This window comes from Roseicyclus persicicus, from assembly GCF_012395815.1.
Classification (GTDB): Bacteria; Pseudomonadota; Alphaproteobacteria; order Rhodobacterales; family Rhodobacteraceae; genus Roseicyclus; species Roseicyclus persicicus.
On the sequence record NZ_JAAZQQ010000001.1, the window covers coordinates 462170 to 476972 of the forward strand.

The following is a 14803-nucleotide window of genomic DNA, read 5'->3' on the forward strand; positions in this document are numbered from 1 at the left end:
CATAGGCGCGTCCGCGGGTTGCGGCAAGGGGGTGCGCGGGCTTGCCTTTGTTCGCGGATTGTTCCATCTTTTTCCCATGTCCGACGCGGCCCCCTTCCTGCCCGACGCGCTGGCCCCCGGCCAGTTACTGGCGCGCGGGGTGTGCCGGCACCTGCGCGCGCATGACTTCGTGACGCTGGAGGAATTCACGCCCGAGCGCGGCAAGCGGCTGGACGTGATGGCGCTGGGCCCCAAGGGCGAGTTGTGGATCGTGGAGTGCAAGTCGTCGCGCACCGATTTCACGTCGGACGGCAAGTGGGCGGGCTACCTCGAATGGGGCGACCGCTATTTCTGGGCGGTGGACGAGGCGTTTCCGACCGACCTGCTGCCGGCGGACACGGGGCTCATCATCGCCGATGCCTACGACGCGGAAATCCTGCGGATGGGCCCCGAGACCAAGCTGCCGCCGGCGCGCCGCAAGGCGGTGACGCAACGCTTCGCCCGCTACGCGGCGCTGCGGCTGCAGGCGCTGCGCGACCCCGGCCTCATGGTTTGACGCCCACGCGCGCCACGGCGAGGCGGGTGATCGGCGGGCCGATCACCTCGAAGGCGACCGTGGTGCCGACGGTCAGCGACATGATCTGCGGGCCCCAGTCGGGGAACTGCTCGGCCGCGACCAGCGCCATCCCCACCGCCACCCCCGCCTGCGGCAGCAACGCAGGCCCGATCCAGCGCCGTTCCACCGGGTCGGCGCCGGCCAGCCAGCCGCCGGTCCAGCCGCCGATCACCCGCGCAAGGATGCGCAGCACGACGTAGGCGACGCCCACGCCGCCGAGCGCCCAGAGCTGCGCCACCTCGAGCACCGCGCCCGCCATCAGGAAGAACAGGAGCATGAAGGGCCACTGCACGTGCTCGATCTCGTGGAAGGCGCGTTCGTGGTGGGTGGCGAAATTGGCGATGATGGCACCCGCCACGAGACCCGCAAGCAGGTAGGACACGCCGAGCCAGCTGCACAGCCCCGCGGTCAGGAACACGAGGCCCAGCGCCTCGGCCTGCAGCGGTTCGCCCCGGCTGATGCGGCCGGTCAGCGCCGCGCCCGGCAGGCCGACGGCCAGCCCGATGGCGAAGGCGCCCGCGATGTCCTCGACCGCCAGCGCGATCAGCCCGTGCCCGTTCGCCCCGCTGAGCGCGGCCGCCGCGACCAGCACCAGGCTGAACACGATCAGGCCCCAGGCGTCGTCGATGGCGACGATGCCGCGCAGCGTCTCGGCAAAGCCGCTGTCGATGCCGGTCTCGCGCAGGATGTCCTGCATCGCGGCCGGCGCGGTGGCGCAGGCGATGGACGCCAGAATCATGGCCAGCGGCAGGGCGAGGCCGATGGCCCAGAGCCCCGCGGTGACCACGATCAGCGTGGCCGCCACCACCGACCACGACACCCACAGGATCATGCGCCCGTGCGCGCGCAGCTTGTCCAGCGTCAGCGCGTTGCCCAGCAGGAACGCCACCAGCGTCAGCGCCGCGATGGACAGAAAGCCGAAGATCTCGTCGAAGCCCGCCGGGATCAGGTCGAAGCCCGACCGCCCGGCGGCGACCCCGATGGCCAGCAGCAGCGTCACCCGGGGCAGCCGGGTCCGGCGCGCGGCGACATCGGCCACCAGCCCGGCAAGGAACAGACCGCCAAGGGTCAGGAAGAGCGGGGCGAGATCCATGGCGCCGACCCTAGACGGGCCGGGGCCGCGGTCCCTTGACCCCGATCAAACGGCTCAGCGCGATTTCTTCGCCATCTTGCGCGCGGCCGCGGCGGCGGCGCGCAGTTCGTCGGCGATCTCCTCGGCCTCCTCGGGGTCGAAGTCGAGCGGCAGGTCCACGCCCTCGCCCTCGACGTAGATCCGCACCATGCCGAGCGAGGTCGGCCCGATCTGCAGGTTCGCCGCGACGTCGCTTTCCTTGTTGATGCCCATGGCCCAACCCTCCAAGACTGGCCCCCGGAGGTAGCGGCAGATGGCGGTTTCCGCAAGCGACGTGGTGCTGGACGACCTGCGGATCGGCGATGCCGGCTGGCTGGTGATGCGCCACGCCGAGCTTTACGCCGCCGAGGAGGGCTTCGACGCGACGTTCGAGCCGCTGGTCGCGCGCATCCTCGCCGAGTTCCTCGACGGCCACGACCCGGCGCGCGAACGCGGCTGGATCGCGCGGGCCGGCGACCGGCGGCTGGGGTCGATCTTCTGCGTGCGGGGGCCGGCGCCCGGGCTGGCCAAGCTGCGGCTTTTTCTGCTGGAACCCGACGCGCGGGGGATCGGGCTGGGCCAGCGGCTGCTGGACACCTGCATGGGCTTCGCGCGCGGCGCGGGATACGCCCGGATGACGCTCTGGACCCATGAAAGCCACCGCGCGGCCTGCGCGCTCTATGCCCGGAACGGCTTTGCCTGCACCCGGTCGGTGCCCGTCGTGAGCTTCGGCCGCGACCTCGTGGAGCAGGAATGGGTGCGCGATCTCTGACGCGCCTGACCCCTTGCAATCGACGCCCCGCGCGATTATTCCGCCTGCCAGTGCCGCCTTAGCTCAGTTGGTTAGAGCGCTGGATTGTGGATCCAGAGGTCCCCCGTTCAAGCCGGGGAGGCGGTACCACCTCAGCCCCCGATCTCGATGTCCTGCAGCAACGCGCGGCTTTCGCTGTCGTAGACGCGGACCCGACCGTCGTCGCCGACGATCACCGTGCGCCCGTCGATCACGCTGATCCCCACCGCGCCGACGCCCGCGGGCAGGGCGAAATCGCCGGGGCTGACCAGAACGGGCACGGGATCGGCGTTCAGGCGGATGACAAGCAGCGCCACGATGGTTAGAACGCCCAGGATCATCACCGCCGTCAGCACCGTCACGAGGCCCTTGAGAAACCTCAGGTTCGCGGGCAGGGCGGCGCCGTCATCTCCGTCCGGGGTCGTCGTCATGGGCACCGCCACTCGCATCGTCACGGTCCTGATCGGCCCGGACCCGGCCAGCCGCCTTGATAAGGCACTGGGCGCGGCCGTGCCAGAGGCCGAATCCCTCAGCCGCTCGCGGCTCGTGCGGCTGATCGCCGAGGGCGCGGTGCGGGTGAACGGCGACGTGGTCACCGACGCGCGGGCGAAGGTCGCCGAGGGCGACGCGGTCGAGATCACGGTGCAGGAGGCGCTGGAGGTCGAAACCGCGCCCGAGGCCATCGCGCTCGAGATCCTGCACGAGGACGCCGACCTGATCGTGGTGAACAAGCCCGCGGGCATGGTGGTGCACCCCGCGCCGGGCTCGCCCGACGGGACGCTGGTGAACGCGCTCCTGCATCATTTCGGGGGCGAGCTGTCGGGCATCGGCGGCGAGAAGCGGCCGGGCATCGTGCACCGGATCGACAAGGATACCAGCGGCCTGCTGGTGGTGGCCAAGTCCGACCGGGCGCATCACGGGCTGGCCGCGCAGTTCGCCGACCATTCGATCGAGCGCGAATACCTCGCCCTGTGCCACGGCGTGCCCGACGCGGGCGACCCGCGGCTGAACGGGGTGAAGGGCGTCAACTTCGAGGCCGGCGGCGTGCTCAAGATCACCACCCAGCTCGCCCGCCACAAGACCGACCGGCAGCGGCAGGCGGTGCTGTTCCAGGGCGGCCGCCACGCGGTGACGCGGGTGCGGGTGCTGGAGGGGTTCGGCGCGGTGGCGCTGGTGTCCTGCCGGCTGGAGACGGGGCGCACCCACCAGATCCGCGTCCACATGGCCCATGTCGGCCACGCGCTGGTGGGCGACCCGGTCTACGGCGGGCGGCGCCGCGTGTCGGAGAAGGAGGTCGGCGCCGACCTTGCCGCGGCGCTGAACGGCTTCCCCCGGCAGGCGCTGCATGCGGCGCGGCTGGGCTTCGTGCACCCGGTCAGCGGCGACTGGCTGGCGTTCGAGGCGCCGCTGCCCGAGGACATGGGATCGCTGGTCGCCGCCCTGCGTGGATGACGGAGGTCAATGACCGGCCCGCCCGCCGCGCCCTAGCCTCGGCCCTGCCGGGATCTCGGGAGGAGCAAGGGCGATGCGGGTATGTCTCGGGCTGGCGCTGGCCGCGGTGACGGCCGCCGCGACGGCGGCGCAAACGGTGGACGTGCTGGGCCTCGACCCCGATCCGGCGACGCTGGCCGAGGCGCTGGCGGTGGCGCCCGCTGGGGCCGAGATCCTGCTCACGGGCAGCCACAGGGGCAATTTCGTGATCGACCGGCCCCTGACGCTGCGGGCGTCGGGTGCGGCGGAACTGGACGGTGCGGGCGCGGGCACGGTGCTGACCATCCTCGCCGATGACGTGCAGGTCGAGGGGCTGGCCGTGACCGGCTCGGCCGCGGCGGGCGACTACTGGCAGGCTTGGGGCCCCGCCGGCCTGCGGGTGGAGGGCGACCGGGCGCGGCTGTCCGGCCTCACTGTCACCGGAAACGCCTGGGGCATCCTGCTGCGCGGCGGCGAAGGCACCGTGCTCAGGCTCGCGCATCTCGGGCAACCAGCGCGACGGCGTCATGCTGATGGGCGGCGCGGGGCACGAGGTCTCGGGCAATGCCATCGACGGCAACCGGATCGGCGTTCTGGTCGACGCGATCTTCGGCGACAGCGACCGGGTTCTGGCGCCGCTGGTCCATGACCCGGCCTGGACGCAGCAGGTGGCGGCGCTGCTGGCCGCGGGCGTGCCGGCGGTCGACCACCGCATCCTCGACAACACCCTGACCGGCAATGCCAACGCGGGCGTCCGGATGCACTATCACGTCCGCGGCGTGACGGTCGCCGGCAACACCGTCACCGGCACCGGGATCGGGCGCGTGCCCGATGCCGCCGAGGCGGCCTTCTGGGCCGAGACGCTGGGTCAGGCGCCGGCAACCCCCTTCGAGACCACCGGCAGCGGCATCCTGCTCTACTGTTTTCCCGAGGAGAACCGGGTCACCGGCAACGACGTGCACGACAACCGCGCCATCGGCATCCTGATCGACATCGCGCACCGCAACCGCGTCGCGGACAACCGGGTGACCGGCAACGCCCACGGCATCGTCCTGTCCTCGGCCATCGGCAACGAGGTGACCGGAAACACGGTGAGCGGTCACGCCGGGCATGGCCTGTCCGTCGACGGCTGGCTCTGGATGGGGCTGGGGCGGTCGGACGGCAACCGGATCTGGCTGAACGATCTGGCCGGCAACGGCACCGACGCCTTCGACGGTGCCGGACGGCTCCTCTCGGCCGAGGAGATCGCGGCCCAGATCCCGCTGATGCCCTGGCCCGAGGAGATGCGCATGGTCTACGACAACCCGGCCATCGCGCTGCAGATGGCGCAGATGATGGTCGCCCAGCAGCAGGTCGGCGCGACGGCCTGGGACGACGGCACCCATGGCAATCGGCACGGGCTGTTCGACGAGCCGGCCGAGGGCTTCGTCGACCGCGACGGCGACGGCATCGGCGAGGTGCCGCGCCCGATCCCCGGCGGCAGCGCGGTGGATCGGTTTCCGCTGAGTGCCGCCGGTCTGTCCGCGGCGCTCGGGCGATGATGGGTGATGACAACCGGATCACCGGATCGTGCTTTGCGCCGCGCCGCGGTCTGCGGGATAACTGAACCCAACAGTTCACTTCGGCTCTTGACGAAAAGTTAATCGACTTTACATATGGATCAAAGGAGCCTGACAGGGGGTCTTGACCGATGTCCACTTACGCCAATCTCCCGGCACCGTCGCCGGAACAGGGCCTGAACCGCTACCTTCAGGAAATTCGGAAGTTCCCGATGCTGGAACCCGAAGAGGAATACATGCTGGCCAAGCGCTGGGTCGAGGACCAGGACACCGAGGCGGCGCATCGCCTCGTCACCTCGCACCTGCGCCTCGCCGCCAAGATCGCCATGGGCTACCGCGGCTACGGCCTGCCGCAGGCCGAGGTGATTTCCGAGGCGAACGTCGGCCTGATGCAGGCGGTCAAGCGCTTCGACCCGGAAAAGGGCTTTCGCCTCGCGACCTACGCGATGTGGTGGATCCGCGCCGCGATCCAGGAATACATCCTGCGGTCCTGGAGCCTCGTGAAGCTCGGCACCACCAGCGCGCAGAAGAAGCTGTTCTTCAACCTGCGCAAGGCCAAGGCCCGCATCGGCGCGCTGGAGGAGGGCGACCTGCGCCCCGAGAACGTCGCGCGCATCGCCCATGACCTCGGCGTGACCGAGGACGAGGTGATCTCGATGAACCGGCGGCTGTCGGGCGGCGACGCGTCGCTCAACGCCACCGTCGGGTCGGAGGACGACAGCTCGACCCAGTGGCAGGACTGGCTCGAGGACGAGGACGCCGACCAGGCCTCGCAATACGCCGAGCGCGACGAGTACACCCAGCGCATCGCCCTGATGGAAGAGGCGATGGCCGTGCTGAACGAGCGCGAGCGCGACATCCTCACCCAGCGCCGCCTGCAGGACGAGCCGGTGACGCTCGAGGACCTGTCGTCGGTCTACAACGTCAGCCGCGAACGCATCCGCCAGATCGAGGTGCGCGCCTTCGAGAAGCTGCAGAAGCGGATGCGCGAGCTGGCCCGCGAACACGGGATGATGGCGACCGCCTGACGCGGCCCATCCCCCGAACGCCCCCACCGGCGCGGCCGCGACATCGGCCGCGCCGGTTCGCGTTTCCGGTTGCCCGACGGGGTGCGTTACCGCTAACACGGTGGCCGCGACCGACCGACGGGAGAGGGGCGATGACCGACCATATCCGCTGGGGCATCCTGGGTGCCGCGGGCTTCGCGCGAAAGACCATGGCCCCCGCGATCACCGAGGCGCGGCGCTCGGCGCTGGTGGCGCTGGCCACCCGCGACGCGGCCAAGGCGGCGCCCTTCGCCGCCATCGCGCCGGGGCTGGCCGTGCACGACAGCTACGACGCGCTGCTGGCCGACCCCGCCATCGACGCGGTCTACATCCCGCTGCCGAACGCGCTCCACGTCGACTGGTCGATCCGCGCCGCCGAGGCCGGCAAGGCGGTGCTCTGCGAGAAACCCATCGCGCTGCAGGCCTCGGACTTCGACCGCCTGATCGAGACCCGCGACAGGACCGGCCGCCTGATCGCCGAGGCGTGGATGCCCGCCCATCACCCGCAATGGGCCAAGGTGCGCGACCTGATCGCGGACGGCGCGCTGGGCCGGCTGCACACGGTCACCGGTGTGTTCACCTACGGCCTTGCCGACCCGTCGAACATCCGCCTGTCGCCCGACCTGGCCGGTGGCGCGCTGCGCGACGTGGGGGTCTACCCCATCGGCGCCTTCCGCTTCGCCACCGGGCTCGAGCCCGAGATCCAGTGGGCCGACGCGATCCGCGAGGGCGGCGTCGACACCTCGGCCTGGGTGCAGGCGCGGGCGGGGGAGGTGCGGTTTTCCTTCCACGTCTCGATGCGCACGACGCGCTACCAGGCGATGGTCTTCGCCGGCGACGCCGGCCGCCTGACCGTGACCGCGCCCTTCAACGCGGGGCAGTACGGGCAGGCCGACCTGGTGCTGGTCCGCGACGGGCAGCCGACGCTGACCTACTCCTTCCCCGAGGCGCGGCAATACGCGCTGCAGGTCGAGGCCGTGGCCGCGACCCTTCTCGACGGCGCGCCCTTCCCCTATCCTCTGGAGGCCGCGCGCGGCACCCAGGCCGCGATCGACGCGGTGTTCGACCGACTGGAGGCGTAACGATGGACCGCAACGACGACGACCGCGTGAACGGGCGGCTGCACGGCGACCAGCCCGAGGCCGGCAAGGACGGCATGGCGATGCGGCTGCTCTACATGGTGATCATCGCGATCATGCTGAGCCTCAGCCAGACCGTGCTGACCCTCATCACCGTGATCCAGTTCGTCATCATGCTGGTCAACACCGGGCAGCGGAACCAGCGGCTTGCCGATTTCGGCACCGATCTCGGCATCTGGATGGCCAAGGCCGCGCGCTACCAGTCGGCCGCCTCCGAGGTGAAGCCCTGGCCCTGGACCGACCTCGATTGACAGCGTCACGCGGCGGGCCATGTCTGGGCCTGACACAGCCAGCCAGAGGAGCCCGCCCGATGTCCGACGACGCCGCACAGCCCATCGTTGCCCAGAAAGCCCCGTTCCCGATCGAGGTGACCGAGGGCAAGACCTATTTCTGGTGCGCCTGCGGCCGGTCCAAGTCGCAGCCCTTCTGCGACGGCTCGCACAAGGGCACCGGCCTGTCCCCGGTCAAGCACACGGCGGACAAGGACGGGAAGCTGTTCTTCTGCGGCTGCAAGGCCAGCGCCAAGGCGCCGTTCTGCGACGGGTCGCACAACCGGCTCTGACCCCGCGCTTGCCCCCCGTGGCCCCGCGGGCGTAGTCTGGCGGGCGTCAGGGAGGGGTTCGGCATGGCCGGCGGATGGACGCGCGACGGGGCGGTGGGCGACCAGATCGAGGCTTCGATCCAGGACGAGCTTGCCCGCCTCAAGGCCCGGCCCGCGCCCGTGGGCGACGGCCTGACCCACTGCGCCGACTGCGAGGAGCCGATCCCCGAGGCGCGGCGGCAGGCCATCCCCGGCGTCAAGCTGTGCCGCGACTGCGCCGCCGCGCGCGACGCACGCCCCGTGGCCCGGGGCGGCATCAACCGGCGCGGCTCCAAGGACAGCCAGCTCAAGTGACGCCCGCCTAGCCGTGGGTCGGCCAGCTGCGGTGCTCGTCGTCGATGACGAAGACGTGCCGGTGCCGCCGGCCGCCGTGGTCGCGCAGGTGCGGGTGGTCGCCGGGCAGGTCGGGGTGGTCGTGGGCCACCTCTTGCGGGTCGCCCGCGGGCCAGAGCCGCAGCGCCGCGACCACGCCCCCCGCGCCGACCCCGCCCAGCACCAGGAGCGTGCCGCCCATCCCCAGCAGGCCCCCGGCCCAGCCGGCCAGCGGGTAGGTCACCAGCCAGCAGGCATGGCTGAGCGCGAACTGCGCGGCGAACAGCGCCGGCCGGTCCTCGGCGTGCGACGACCGCCGGAGAAGCCGCCCCGACGGCGTCAGGATCGCGGAATAGGCCAGCCCCATCCCCGCCCAGCCGGCCAGCAGCACGGCCCAGGGCAGGGGGCCCGTCCCCAGCATCGCGGCGGCAAGCCCGAGGCTGAGCGCCGCCAGCCCCGCCGCCGCGGCCAGCATCACGCCCCGGTCGGGCAGCGTGTCGAGCAGCCGCGGCAGGGCCAGCGCCGCCAGCATCGACCCGCCCCCGAAGGCCGCCAGCGCGACCGCCACCTCGGCCTCGCCCAGCCCGTAGCCCGCCCGCACGATCACCACCGTGTTCACGATCACGAAGGCCCCCGCCGCCGCCGCCGTCAGGTTCAGGGCCAGGAGCCCCCGCAGCCGCGGCGTGGCGAGGTAGATCCGCACCCCCCGCGTGAGCCGGTCGCCAAAGCCCCGCCGCGCCTCAGCCCCCGCCCGCGCCGGCAGCGCGGTGCCCGCCACCAGCAGCGCCGAGCCGAGAAAGCCCAGCACCGTCCCCGCGAACAGGCCCTGGTAGCTGATGACCAGCAGCAGAACCCCCGCAAGCGCCGGGCTGAGCAGCGATTCGAGATCGTAGGCCAGCCGCGATAGCGACAGGGCGCGGGTATAGTCCCGTTCCTCGGGCAGGATGTCGGGGATCACCGCCTGGAAGGCTGGGGTGAAGCTGGCCGAGGCCGCCTGCAGCACGAAGATCAGGGCGTAGACCTGCCAGACCGCGTCGATGAAGGGCAGCGCCAGCGCCACGGCGGCGCGGATCAGGTCGGCGCCGATCAGCACCGCCTTGCGCGGCAGCCGCTCGGCCAGCGCCGCGGCGACGGGGGACAGGCCCACATAGGCCACCATCTTGATCGCCAGCGCCGTGCCCAGCACCGCCCCCGCCCGGTCCCCGGCCAGGTCATAGGCCAGGAGCCCCAGCGCCACCGTCATCAGCCCGGTGCCGACCAGCGCGACGACCTGCGCCGCGAACAGGCGCGCGTAGACGCGATGGGCGAGGACGGCGAACATTCCCCCGGTCTAGCACGCCGGCCCCGGCCCTGTCCGCCGCCTCGTCAGACCGCCCGCAGCGCGATGGCGGCGACGGTCGCCACGGTCAGCCGGGTGGCCTGCGTCAGCCGCGTGAAATCGACCCCGTCCACGGTGTCGCCGGTGGTGTGGTAGGCCGGGTCGCCCTCGACCGCGCCGCCGTCGTAGAAGCCGATGGCGGGGTAGCCCTCGGCCTCGAAGGGCATGTAGTCGCTGTTCCAGATGTCGGACCGGGCGATGGTGAAATCGGTGTGCCGCGCCGCCATCAGGGCCGCGATCTCGCCCGCCGCCTGGGCGGCGGCATCGTTCTCGGCGCGCAGGTTGCCCTCGTCGGCCTCGATCCAGAACGGCGCGCCGGGTTCGGGGCCGGTGCGGCCGAGCATGTCGAGGTTCACCATCAGCCCCAGCGGCCAGCCCTTGGCCCGGAACAGCCCCGCCAGCGCCGCCGCCCCCGCGTAGTCCTGTTCCTCGGCGGCGAAGGCGGCCGAGGCGATGCCGATCGGCAGGTCGGCCGCGGCGAGGATCCGGTGCGCCTCGATCATCGCCGCGACGCCGGTGGCGTTGTCGTTGGCGCCGGGGGCAAGGCGCATCGGGTCCTCGGACAGGCTGTCCATGTGCGCGCCAAGCAAGATCACCCCGCGCGGGTCGGCGGGATCCCCGGCAAGGATGTTGTGGCGGATCAGGCCCGGCTCCAGCTCGAAGGGGTGGTAGGCCAGCGCCCGCGGCCCGACCCCGATATCGCGGAAGGCCGTGGCCACCCAGTGTTCCACAGCGGGGAAATCGGGGTGCGGCGTGTAGCGGGTGGGAAAGGCGGCCAGCGCCTCGACCGTGGCGCGCAGCCGGTCGGTCGACACCTGCGCGACCAGCGGCGCCACCGGGTCGTCCTGCGCGCGCAGGAGGCCGGGGGTCAGGCTGGCCAGCGCGCCGGCCAGCACGCCGCGGCGGGTCAGGGTCAGGCTCGGCATCGGGGGGAGGGGCATGGGCGGCGCTCCGGCCAGGGGGGCGGCGCCGGCCGTCCCGGCGCCGTGCGGACACACTACCCCAGCCGCGCCCGAGTCGCACCGCCTATCGCCGGCGCCTGCCCCGCAGCCAGCGCACGAAGGGCACCACGTCCAGCGCCGCGATCGCCACGCCGAGGGGCAGCATCCACAGCCCGAAGACCGGCAGGATGGCCAGGAACCCGCCCGCGATGAACAGGAGCCCGAGGATCAGACGCAGGCCCGGCGGCACCCGCTGCCGCACCCGCACCAGCAGGCGGCGCGCCCACATCCGCCAACGCTGCCAGTCCTCCGTGCGGACGAAGGGGAGACGGCCGATCTATGCCTCCATCGCTTCCAGCTGGTCGATGAAGCCCTCGATCATCGACAGCCCCTTGTCCCAGAAGGCCGGGTCGGAGGCGTCGAGGCCGAAGGGTGCCAGAAGCTCCTTGTGGTGCTTGGACCCGCCCGCGCGCAGCATGTCGAAATACTTCTCCTGGAAGCCCGCGTCGCCCTCGGCGTAGACGGCATAGAGCGCGTTCACCAGCCCGTCGCCGAAGGCATAGGCGTAGACGTAGAAGGGCGAGTGCACGAAATGCGGGATGTAGGCCCAGAAGGTCTCGTAGCCCTCCATGAAGTCGAAGGCCGGCCCGAGGCTCTCGGCCTGCACGCTCATCCACAGCGCGTTGATGTCGTCGGGGGTCAGTTCCCCCTCGCGCCGGGCGGCGTGCAGCTTGCACTCGAAGTCGTAGAAGGCGATCTGGCGCACGACCGTGTTGATCATGTCCTCGACCTTGCCCGCCAGCAGCACCTTGCGCGCGGCGTCGTCCGGCGCGTCCTTGAGCATCTTCTGGAAGGTCAGCATCTCGCCGAACACGCTCGCCGTCTCGGCCAGCGTCAGCGGCGTGGAGGACAGCAGCTCCCCCTGGCCCGCCGCCAGCCGCTGGTGCACGCCATGGCCCAGCTCATGGGCCAGAGTCATCACGTCCCGCGGTTTCCCGAGGTAGTTCAGCATCACGTAGGGGTGCACGTCCGCGACGGTCGGGTGCGCGAAGGCTCCGGGCGCCTTGCCCTCCTTCACGGCGGCGTCGATCCAGCCCTTGGTAAAGAACGGCTCGGCCAGCTCGGCCATCCTGGGGTCGAAGCCCGCGTAGGCGTCGGTCACCAGCGCGCGCGCCTCGTCCCAGCCGAACAGCCGCGTCTCCTCCATCGGCAGGGGCGCGTTGCGGTCCCAGACCTCCAGCGTCTCCAGCCCCAGCCACTTCGCCTTGAGCAGGTAGTAGCGGTGCGACAGCCGCGGGTAGGCGGCGACGACCGCGTTGCGCAGCGCCTCGACCACCTCGGGCTCGACGTGGTTCGACAGGTGCCGGCCCATCTGCGGGCTGGGCAGCTTGCGCCAGCGGTCGGTGATCTCCTTCTCCTTGGCCAGCGTGTTGTGGACGCGCGCGAAGAGCGGCAGCTTCTCGGAAAACCCCTTCGCCAGCGCCCGCGCGCCCGCCTCGCGGCGGCTGCGGGCCTGCTCGGTCATCAGGTTCAGCGTCGCCTCGATGCCGAGGGTCTCGCCGTCCACCTCGAAGGACATCCCCGCGATGGTCTCGTCGAACAGCTTGTTCCACGCGCTCGCGCCGACCACCGACTGGTCGTGCAGGAACTTCTCCAGCTCGTCCGACAGCTGGTAGGGCTTCATCGCCCGCATCCGGTCGAACACCGGCTTGTAGCGCGCCAGCGCCGGGTCGCCGCCGAACACCTCGGCATAGCGCGCGTCGGGGATGCGGTTGAACTCCAGCCCGAAGAACACGAGTCCCGTGGTGTAGGTCGTGATCCGGTCCTGCATGTCCGACATGAACTTGGCGCGCGCCGCATCGGTCGTGTGCTGGTAGTAGCGCAGGCCGGCATAGGACATGATCCGCCCCGCCACGCTGTCGATCCGCTCGTAGCGCTGCACGCAGTCCAGCATCTCCGCGGTGTCGAGTTCGGCCAGCTTCCCCTCGTAGCTCGCGGCGAAGCTCACGCACTCCGCCTCCAGCCAGTCGAGATCGGCCTTCAGCTGCGGCGCGTCCGGCGCGGCGTAGAGGTCGCTCAGGTCCCAGTCCGGCAGATCGCCCAGCGGCTGGCCCCCGGCGTCGGCGGCGGCATCGCGGGGCAGGGCGGCGGGAAAGGGCAGGCGCATCGGGTATCCTTCGTCAGCTGTCTCTCGGGTCCGCCTGATATGGCCCGTCCCCGCGCCGGTCTCAAGCCGGACGGCGCGTACCGCGTGCAACTTCCCGCCGGAAACCGCCGCCGCGCCGAGCAGTGCAGATAGAACGCCCCCCTCATCTTTGCTTGAAAAATACTCCGGGGGTCGCCGTTGTTGCGCCATTGGTCCGAGCGACAATGGCGACGGGGCTGGCCCCCGGCGCCTGCACCGCGGGCGCACCCCGCTTCAGAGCTCGACCTCGCCCCCCTCGCCGACCTCGGGCAGCGGCTCCTGCCCCCAGGCCGGCGCGTCGGGCGCGCGCCGGATCATGATGTCGCCGTTCGGCAGCCGCTCGGGCAGCTCGTAGTAGGACAGGTCGTCCACCAGCTCGCCCAGCCGGTCGATCATCGGCAGCACCTCCTCCTCGAAGAAGGGCCGCGCCTCCTCCAGCAGGGGCCGCATCTCGTCCATCAGCCCCTCGAGGATCATCCGCGTCCCCTCGCCCAGCAGGTCGAGCCCGTCGCGCAGGCCCTCGCCCTCCTCCTGTGCCGCCGCCGGCGTCGCAAGGCCCAGCAGCGCCGCGACCAGAATGACCTTCCGCATCGTCATGTCCTCCGTCTCGCGTCCCCCGTCTCAGATAGGAAGCCGCCCGCGCCCTGTCACCCCGGCGGGGCCAGGTCGACCGACACCGGGAAATGGTCCGACGCCGCCAGCAGCGCCGTCCGCAGCCCCTCGTCCTCCCAGCAGCCCGGGTCCTCGAACGGGTGCCAGACCCGCCAGCCCCGCGCCGCCGCGCGCAGGCCGGGCGACACCATCACGTAATCCAGCAGCGCCGACAGGTAGCGCCCCTCCGAGGCGATGTAGAACCGCGCCGTGGTGGGCGCGGCCACGATCCGCCGCTCCAGCGCGCGGGCGGCGTGGGGGTCGTACATCAGCCCCGCCGCGCCGTCGTGCCAGCCCATCACGATCTCGACGCCCGAGCGCCCGAACAGGTCCTCGTAGACGTCGAGGCCGGGGCCGTCGTTCAGGTCGCCGGCCAGGATCACCGCCTCGCCCGCCGCCAGGTGCGCGTCGACCCGGCGCCTGAGCCAGATGCACTGCGCCAGCTGCTTGCGCCGGTTGGAGATGGCGATCTTCATCGCGTGGTCGGGGTCGCGCGCGCCGTGGGGGGCCTTGGATTTCACGTGCACCCCGATCAGGCGGATCGGCCCCAGCGCCGTTTCCAGCCGCGCCTCCAGCGGCGGCTTCGAGAACTCCACCAGGTCCTCGGTCGCGTCGATGTCGAGGTCGATGCGGAACGGCCGGTCGAAGCGCGGCGCGCCGATCTCCAGGGGGTCGTGCACCGCCGTCAACGCGTCGGGGTCGTAGAGCAGCATGATCTCCTGCTGCGTCTCGTTGGCGAACCCCATGCAGACCCGGCGCGCCCGGATCCCGGCATGGGCCGCGAAATTGGCCAGCGCCACGGCGCCGTCCCGGTGCGGCGACACGTCGGGCGCCTCGACCACCAGCACCGCGTCGGCGTCCAGCGCCCGGAACACGGTCGCCAGCCCCGCGATCTGCTGCGCCCGCGTCACGTTCTGCCGCGCCGACCAGCGGTTGTCGTTCAGCAGCCGCCCGGCGTCGTCGAACAGGGCGTGGAACCACTCGACGTTGTAGGTGGCGATCCTCAGGGGCCGCGCCGCCATCGC

At 71.6% G+C, this 14803-nt stretch carries 19 protein-coding genes and 1 tRNA gene; 11 read left to right on the forward strand and 9 right to left on the reverse strand.

Going from position 1 to position 14803, the window contains the following annotated elements; all coding sequences use genetic code 11:
* Positions 1 to 76 precede the first annotated feature (76 nt).
* Positions 77 to 535, forward strand: coding sequence for an MmcB family DNA repair protein (locus HCU73_RS02430; protein ID WP_168621802.1), 459 nt, complete (start codon positions 77 to 79; stop codon positions 533 to 535).
* On the opposite strand, the gene HCU73_RS02435 is transcribed toward HCU73_RS02430, so the two are convergent.
* Complete coding sequence (locus tag HCU73_RS02435; protein WP_168621803.1) at positions 525 to 1688, reverse strand: cation:proton antiporter; 1164 nt, start codon at positions 1686 to 1688, stop codon at positions 525 to 527. The genes HCU73_RS02430 and HCU73_RS02435 overlap by 11 nt on opposite strands.
* 54 nt (positions 1689 to 1742) lie before the next feature.
* Positions 1743 to 1940, reverse strand: a complete 198-nt coding sequence (locus tag HCU73_RS02440; RefSeq protein WP_168621804.1) for a DUF6324 family protein — start codon at positions 1938 to 1940, stop codon at positions 1743 to 1745.
* A 40-nt stretch (positions 1941 to 1980) separates the two neighbouring features.
* On the opposite strand from HCU73_RS02440, the gene HCU73_RS02445 reads away from it, so the two are divergent.
* The gene (locus HCU73_RS02445; RefSeq protein ID WP_168621805.1) at positions 1981 to 2478 is read left to right on the forward strand and encodes a GNAT family N-acetyltransferase; all 498 of its coding nucleotides are present in this window, start codon (positions 1981 to 1983) and stop codon (positions 2476 to 2478) included.
* Positions 2479 to 2530: 52 nt separating this feature from the next.
* A tRNA-His gene (locus HCU73_RS02450) sits at positions 2531 to 2607 on the forward strand.
* A 2-nt stretch (positions 2608 to 2609) separates the two neighbouring features.
* On the opposite strand, the gene HCU73_RS02455 is transcribed toward HCU73_RS02450, so the two are convergent.
* Positions 2610 to 2927 (reverse strand): DUF6476 family protein, encoded by a 318-nt coding sequence (locus HCU73_RS02455; protein ID WP_168621806.1) that lies wholly within the window; start codon positions 2925 to 2927, stop codon positions 2610 to 2612.
* Between HCU73_RS02455 and HCU73_RS02460 the strand changes: the two genes are divergently transcribed.
* From HCU73_RS02460 to HCU73_RS02490, 8 genes are all read left to right on the forward strand, one after another.
* Positions 2926 to 3948 (forward strand): RluA family pseudouridine synthase, encoded by a 1023-nt coding sequence (locus HCU73_RS02460; RefSeq protein ID WP_168621807.1) that lies wholly within the window; start codon positions 2926 to 2928, stop codon positions 3946 to 3948. The genes HCU73_RS02455 and HCU73_RS02460 overlap by 2 nt on opposite strands.
* A gap of 73 nt (positions 3949 to 4021) precedes the next feature.
* Positions 4022 to 4615, forward strand: coding sequence for a right-handed parallel beta-helix repeat-containing protein (locus HCU73_RS18665; protein WP_239025420.1), 594 nt, complete (start codon positions 4022 to 4024; stop codon positions 4613 to 4615).
* Positions 4500 to 5507, forward strand: a complete 1008-nt coding sequence (locus tag HCU73_RS02465) for a NosD domain-containing protein (protein ID WP_239025421.1) — start codon at positions 4500 to 4502, stop codon at positions 5505 to 5507. The genes HCU73_RS18665 and HCU73_RS02465 overlap by 116 nt, the downstream gene beginning before the upstream one ends.
* 149 nt (positions 5508 to 5656) lie before the next feature.
* Entirely contained in the window at positions 5657 to 6553 is an 897-nt protein-coding gene (gene rpoH, locus HCU73_RS02470) for an RNA polymerase sigma factor RpoH (RefSeq protein WP_168621809.1), read from the forward strand.
* 131 nt (positions 6554 to 6684) lie between these two features.
* A complete protein-coding gene (locus HCU73_RS02475; RefSeq protein WP_168621810.1) occupies positions 6685 to 7653 on the forward strand; it encodes a Gfo/Idh/MocA family protein in 969 nt (322 codons plus the stop codon).
* Positions 7654 to 7655: 2 nt separating this feature from the next.
* Positions 7656 to 7961: a DUF4389 domain-containing protein gene (locus HCU73_RS02480; RefSeq protein WP_168621811.1), complete on the forward strand. Its 306-nt coding sequence runs from the start codon at positions 7656 to 7658 to the stop codon at positions 7959 to 7961.
* Between the two features lie 59 nt (positions 7962 to 8020).
* On the forward strand, positions 8021 to 8272 hold the full coding sequence (locus tag HCU73_RS02485; RefSeq protein ID WP_168621812.1) for a CDGSH iron-sulfur domain-containing protein: 252 nt from the start codon (positions 8021 to 8023) through the stop codon (positions 8270 to 8272).
* 63 nt (positions 8273 to 8335) lie between these two features.
* Complete coding sequence (locus HCU73_RS02490) at positions 8336 to 8605, forward strand: DksA/TraR family C4-type zinc finger protein (RefSeq protein WP_168621813.1); 270 nt, start codon at positions 8336 to 8338, stop codon at positions 8603 to 8605.
* Between the two features lie 7 nt (positions 8606 to 8612).
* Here HCU73_RS02490 and HCU73_RS02495 read toward each other — a convergent pair whose 3' ends face one another.
* The 6 genes from HCU73_RS02495 to HCU73_RS02520 form a co-directional block, all read right to left on the reverse strand.
* Positions 8613 to 9944 carry an MFS transporter gene (locus HCU73_RS02495; RefSeq protein ID WP_168621814.1) on the reverse strand — a complete coding sequence of 444 codons (1332 nt, stop codon included), beginning with the start codon at positions 9942 to 9944 and terminating at the stop codon, positions 8613 to 8615.
* Positions 9945 to 9988: 44 nt separating this feature from the next.
* On the reverse strand, positions 9989 to 10942 hold the full coding sequence (locus HCU73_RS02500) for a M28 family metallopeptidase (protein ID WP_168621815.1): 954 nt from the start codon (positions 10940 to 10942) through the stop codon (positions 9989 to 9991).
* Positions 10943 to 11027: 85 nt separating this feature from the next.
* Positions 11028 to 11231 carry a hypothetical protein gene (locus HCU73_RS02505; RefSeq protein ID WP_168621816.1) on the reverse strand — a complete coding sequence of 68 codons (204 nt, stop codon included), beginning with the start codon at positions 11229 to 11231 and terminating at the stop codon, positions 11028 to 11030.
* Between the two features lie 48 nt (positions 11232 to 11279).
* The gene (locus HCU73_RS02510; RefSeq protein ID WP_168621817.1) at positions 11280 to 13109 is read right to left on the reverse strand and encodes a M3 family oligoendopeptidase; all 1830 of its coding nucleotides are present in this window, start codon (positions 13107 to 13109) and stop codon (positions 11280 to 11282) included.
* Positions 13110 to 13361: 252 nt separating this feature from the next.
* Complete coding sequence (locus tag HCU73_RS02515; RefSeq protein WP_168621818.1) at positions 13362 to 13718, reverse strand: DUF2059 domain-containing protein; 357 nt, start codon at positions 13716 to 13718, stop codon at positions 13362 to 13364.
* Positions 13719 to 13774: 56 nt separating this feature from the next.
* Entirely contained in the window at positions 13775 to 14785 is a 1011-nt protein-coding gene (locus HCU73_RS02520) for an endonuclease/exonuclease/phosphatase family protein (RefSeq protein WP_168622346.1), read from the reverse strand.
* Positions 14786 to 14803: the final 18 nt, after the last annotated feature.

Bases quoted from the DNA above. Each gene is read 5' to 3' on its own strand.
- HCU73_RS02430 (WP_168621802.1), top strand. From the start codon at position 77: ATGTCCGACGCGGCCCCCTTCCTGCCCGACGCGCTGGCCCCCGGCCAG.
- HCU73_RS02435 (WP_168621803.1), bottom strand. From the start codon at position 1,688: ATGGATCTCGCCCCGCTCTTCCTGACCCTTGGCGGTCTGTTCCTTGCC.
- HCU73_RS02440 (WP_168621804.1), bottom strand. From the start codon at position 1,940: ATGGGCATCAACAAGGAAAGCGACGTCGCGGCGAACCTGCAGATCGGG.
- HCU73_RS02445 (WP_168621805.1), top strand. From the start codon at position 1,981: ATGGCGGTTTCCGCAAGCGACGTGGTGCTGGACGACCTGCGGATCGGC.
- HCU73_RS02460 (WP_168621807.1), top strand. From the start codon at position 2,926: ATGGGCACCGCCACTCGCATCGTCACGGTCCTGATCGGCCCGGACCCG.
- HCU73_RS02455 (WP_168621806.1), bottom strand. From the start codon at position 2,927: ATGACGACGACCCCGGACGGAGATGACGGCGCCGCCCTGCCCGCGAAC.
- HCU73_RS18665 (WP_239025420.1), top strand. From the start codon at position 4,022: ATGCGGGTATGTCTCGGGCTGGCGCTGGCCGCGGTGACGGCCGCCGCG.
- HCU73_RS02465 (WP_239025421.1), top strand. From the start codon at position 4,500: ATGGGCGGCGCGGGGCACGAGGTCTCGGGCAATGCCATCGACGGCAAC.
- rpoH (WP_168621809.1), top strand. From the start codon at position 5,657: ATGTCCACTTACGCCAATCTCCCGGCACCGTCGCCGGAACAGGGCCTG.
- HCU73_RS02475 (WP_168621810.1), top strand. From the start codon at position 6,685: ATGACCGACCATATCCGCTGGGGCATCCTGGGTGCCGCGGGCTTCGCG.
- HCU73_RS02480 (WP_168621811.1), top strand. From the start codon at position 7,656: ATGGACCGCAACGACGACGACCGCGTGAACGGGCGGCTGCACGGCGAC.
- HCU73_RS02485 (WP_168621812.1), top strand. From the start codon at position 8,021: ATGTCCGACGACGCCGCACAGCCCATCGTTGCCCAGAAAGCCCCGTTC.
- HCU73_RS02490 (WP_168621813.1), top strand. From the start codon at position 8,336: ATGGCCGGCGGATGGACGCGCGACGGGGCGGTGGGCGACCAGATCGAG.
- HCU73_RS02495 (WP_168621814.1), bottom strand. From the start codon at position 9,944: ATGTTCGCCGTCCTCGCCCATCGCGTCTACGCGCGCCTGTTCGCGGCG.
- HCU73_RS02500 (WP_168621815.1), bottom strand. From the start codon at position 10,942: ATGCCCCTCCCCCCGATGCCGAGCCTGACCCTGACCCGCCGCGGCGTG.
- HCU73_RS02505 (WP_168621816.1), bottom strand. From the start codon at position 11,231: ATGTGGGCGCGCCGCCTGCTGGTGCGGGTGCGGCAGCGGGTGCCGCCG.
- HCU73_RS02510 (WP_168621817.1), bottom strand. From the start codon at position 13,109: ATGCGCCTGCCCTTTCCCGCCGCCCTGCCCCGCGATGCCGCCGCCGAC.
- HCU73_RS02515 (WP_168621818.1), bottom strand. From the start codon at position 13,718: ATGCGGAAGGTCATTCTGGTCGCGGCGCTGCTGGGCCTTGCGACGCCG.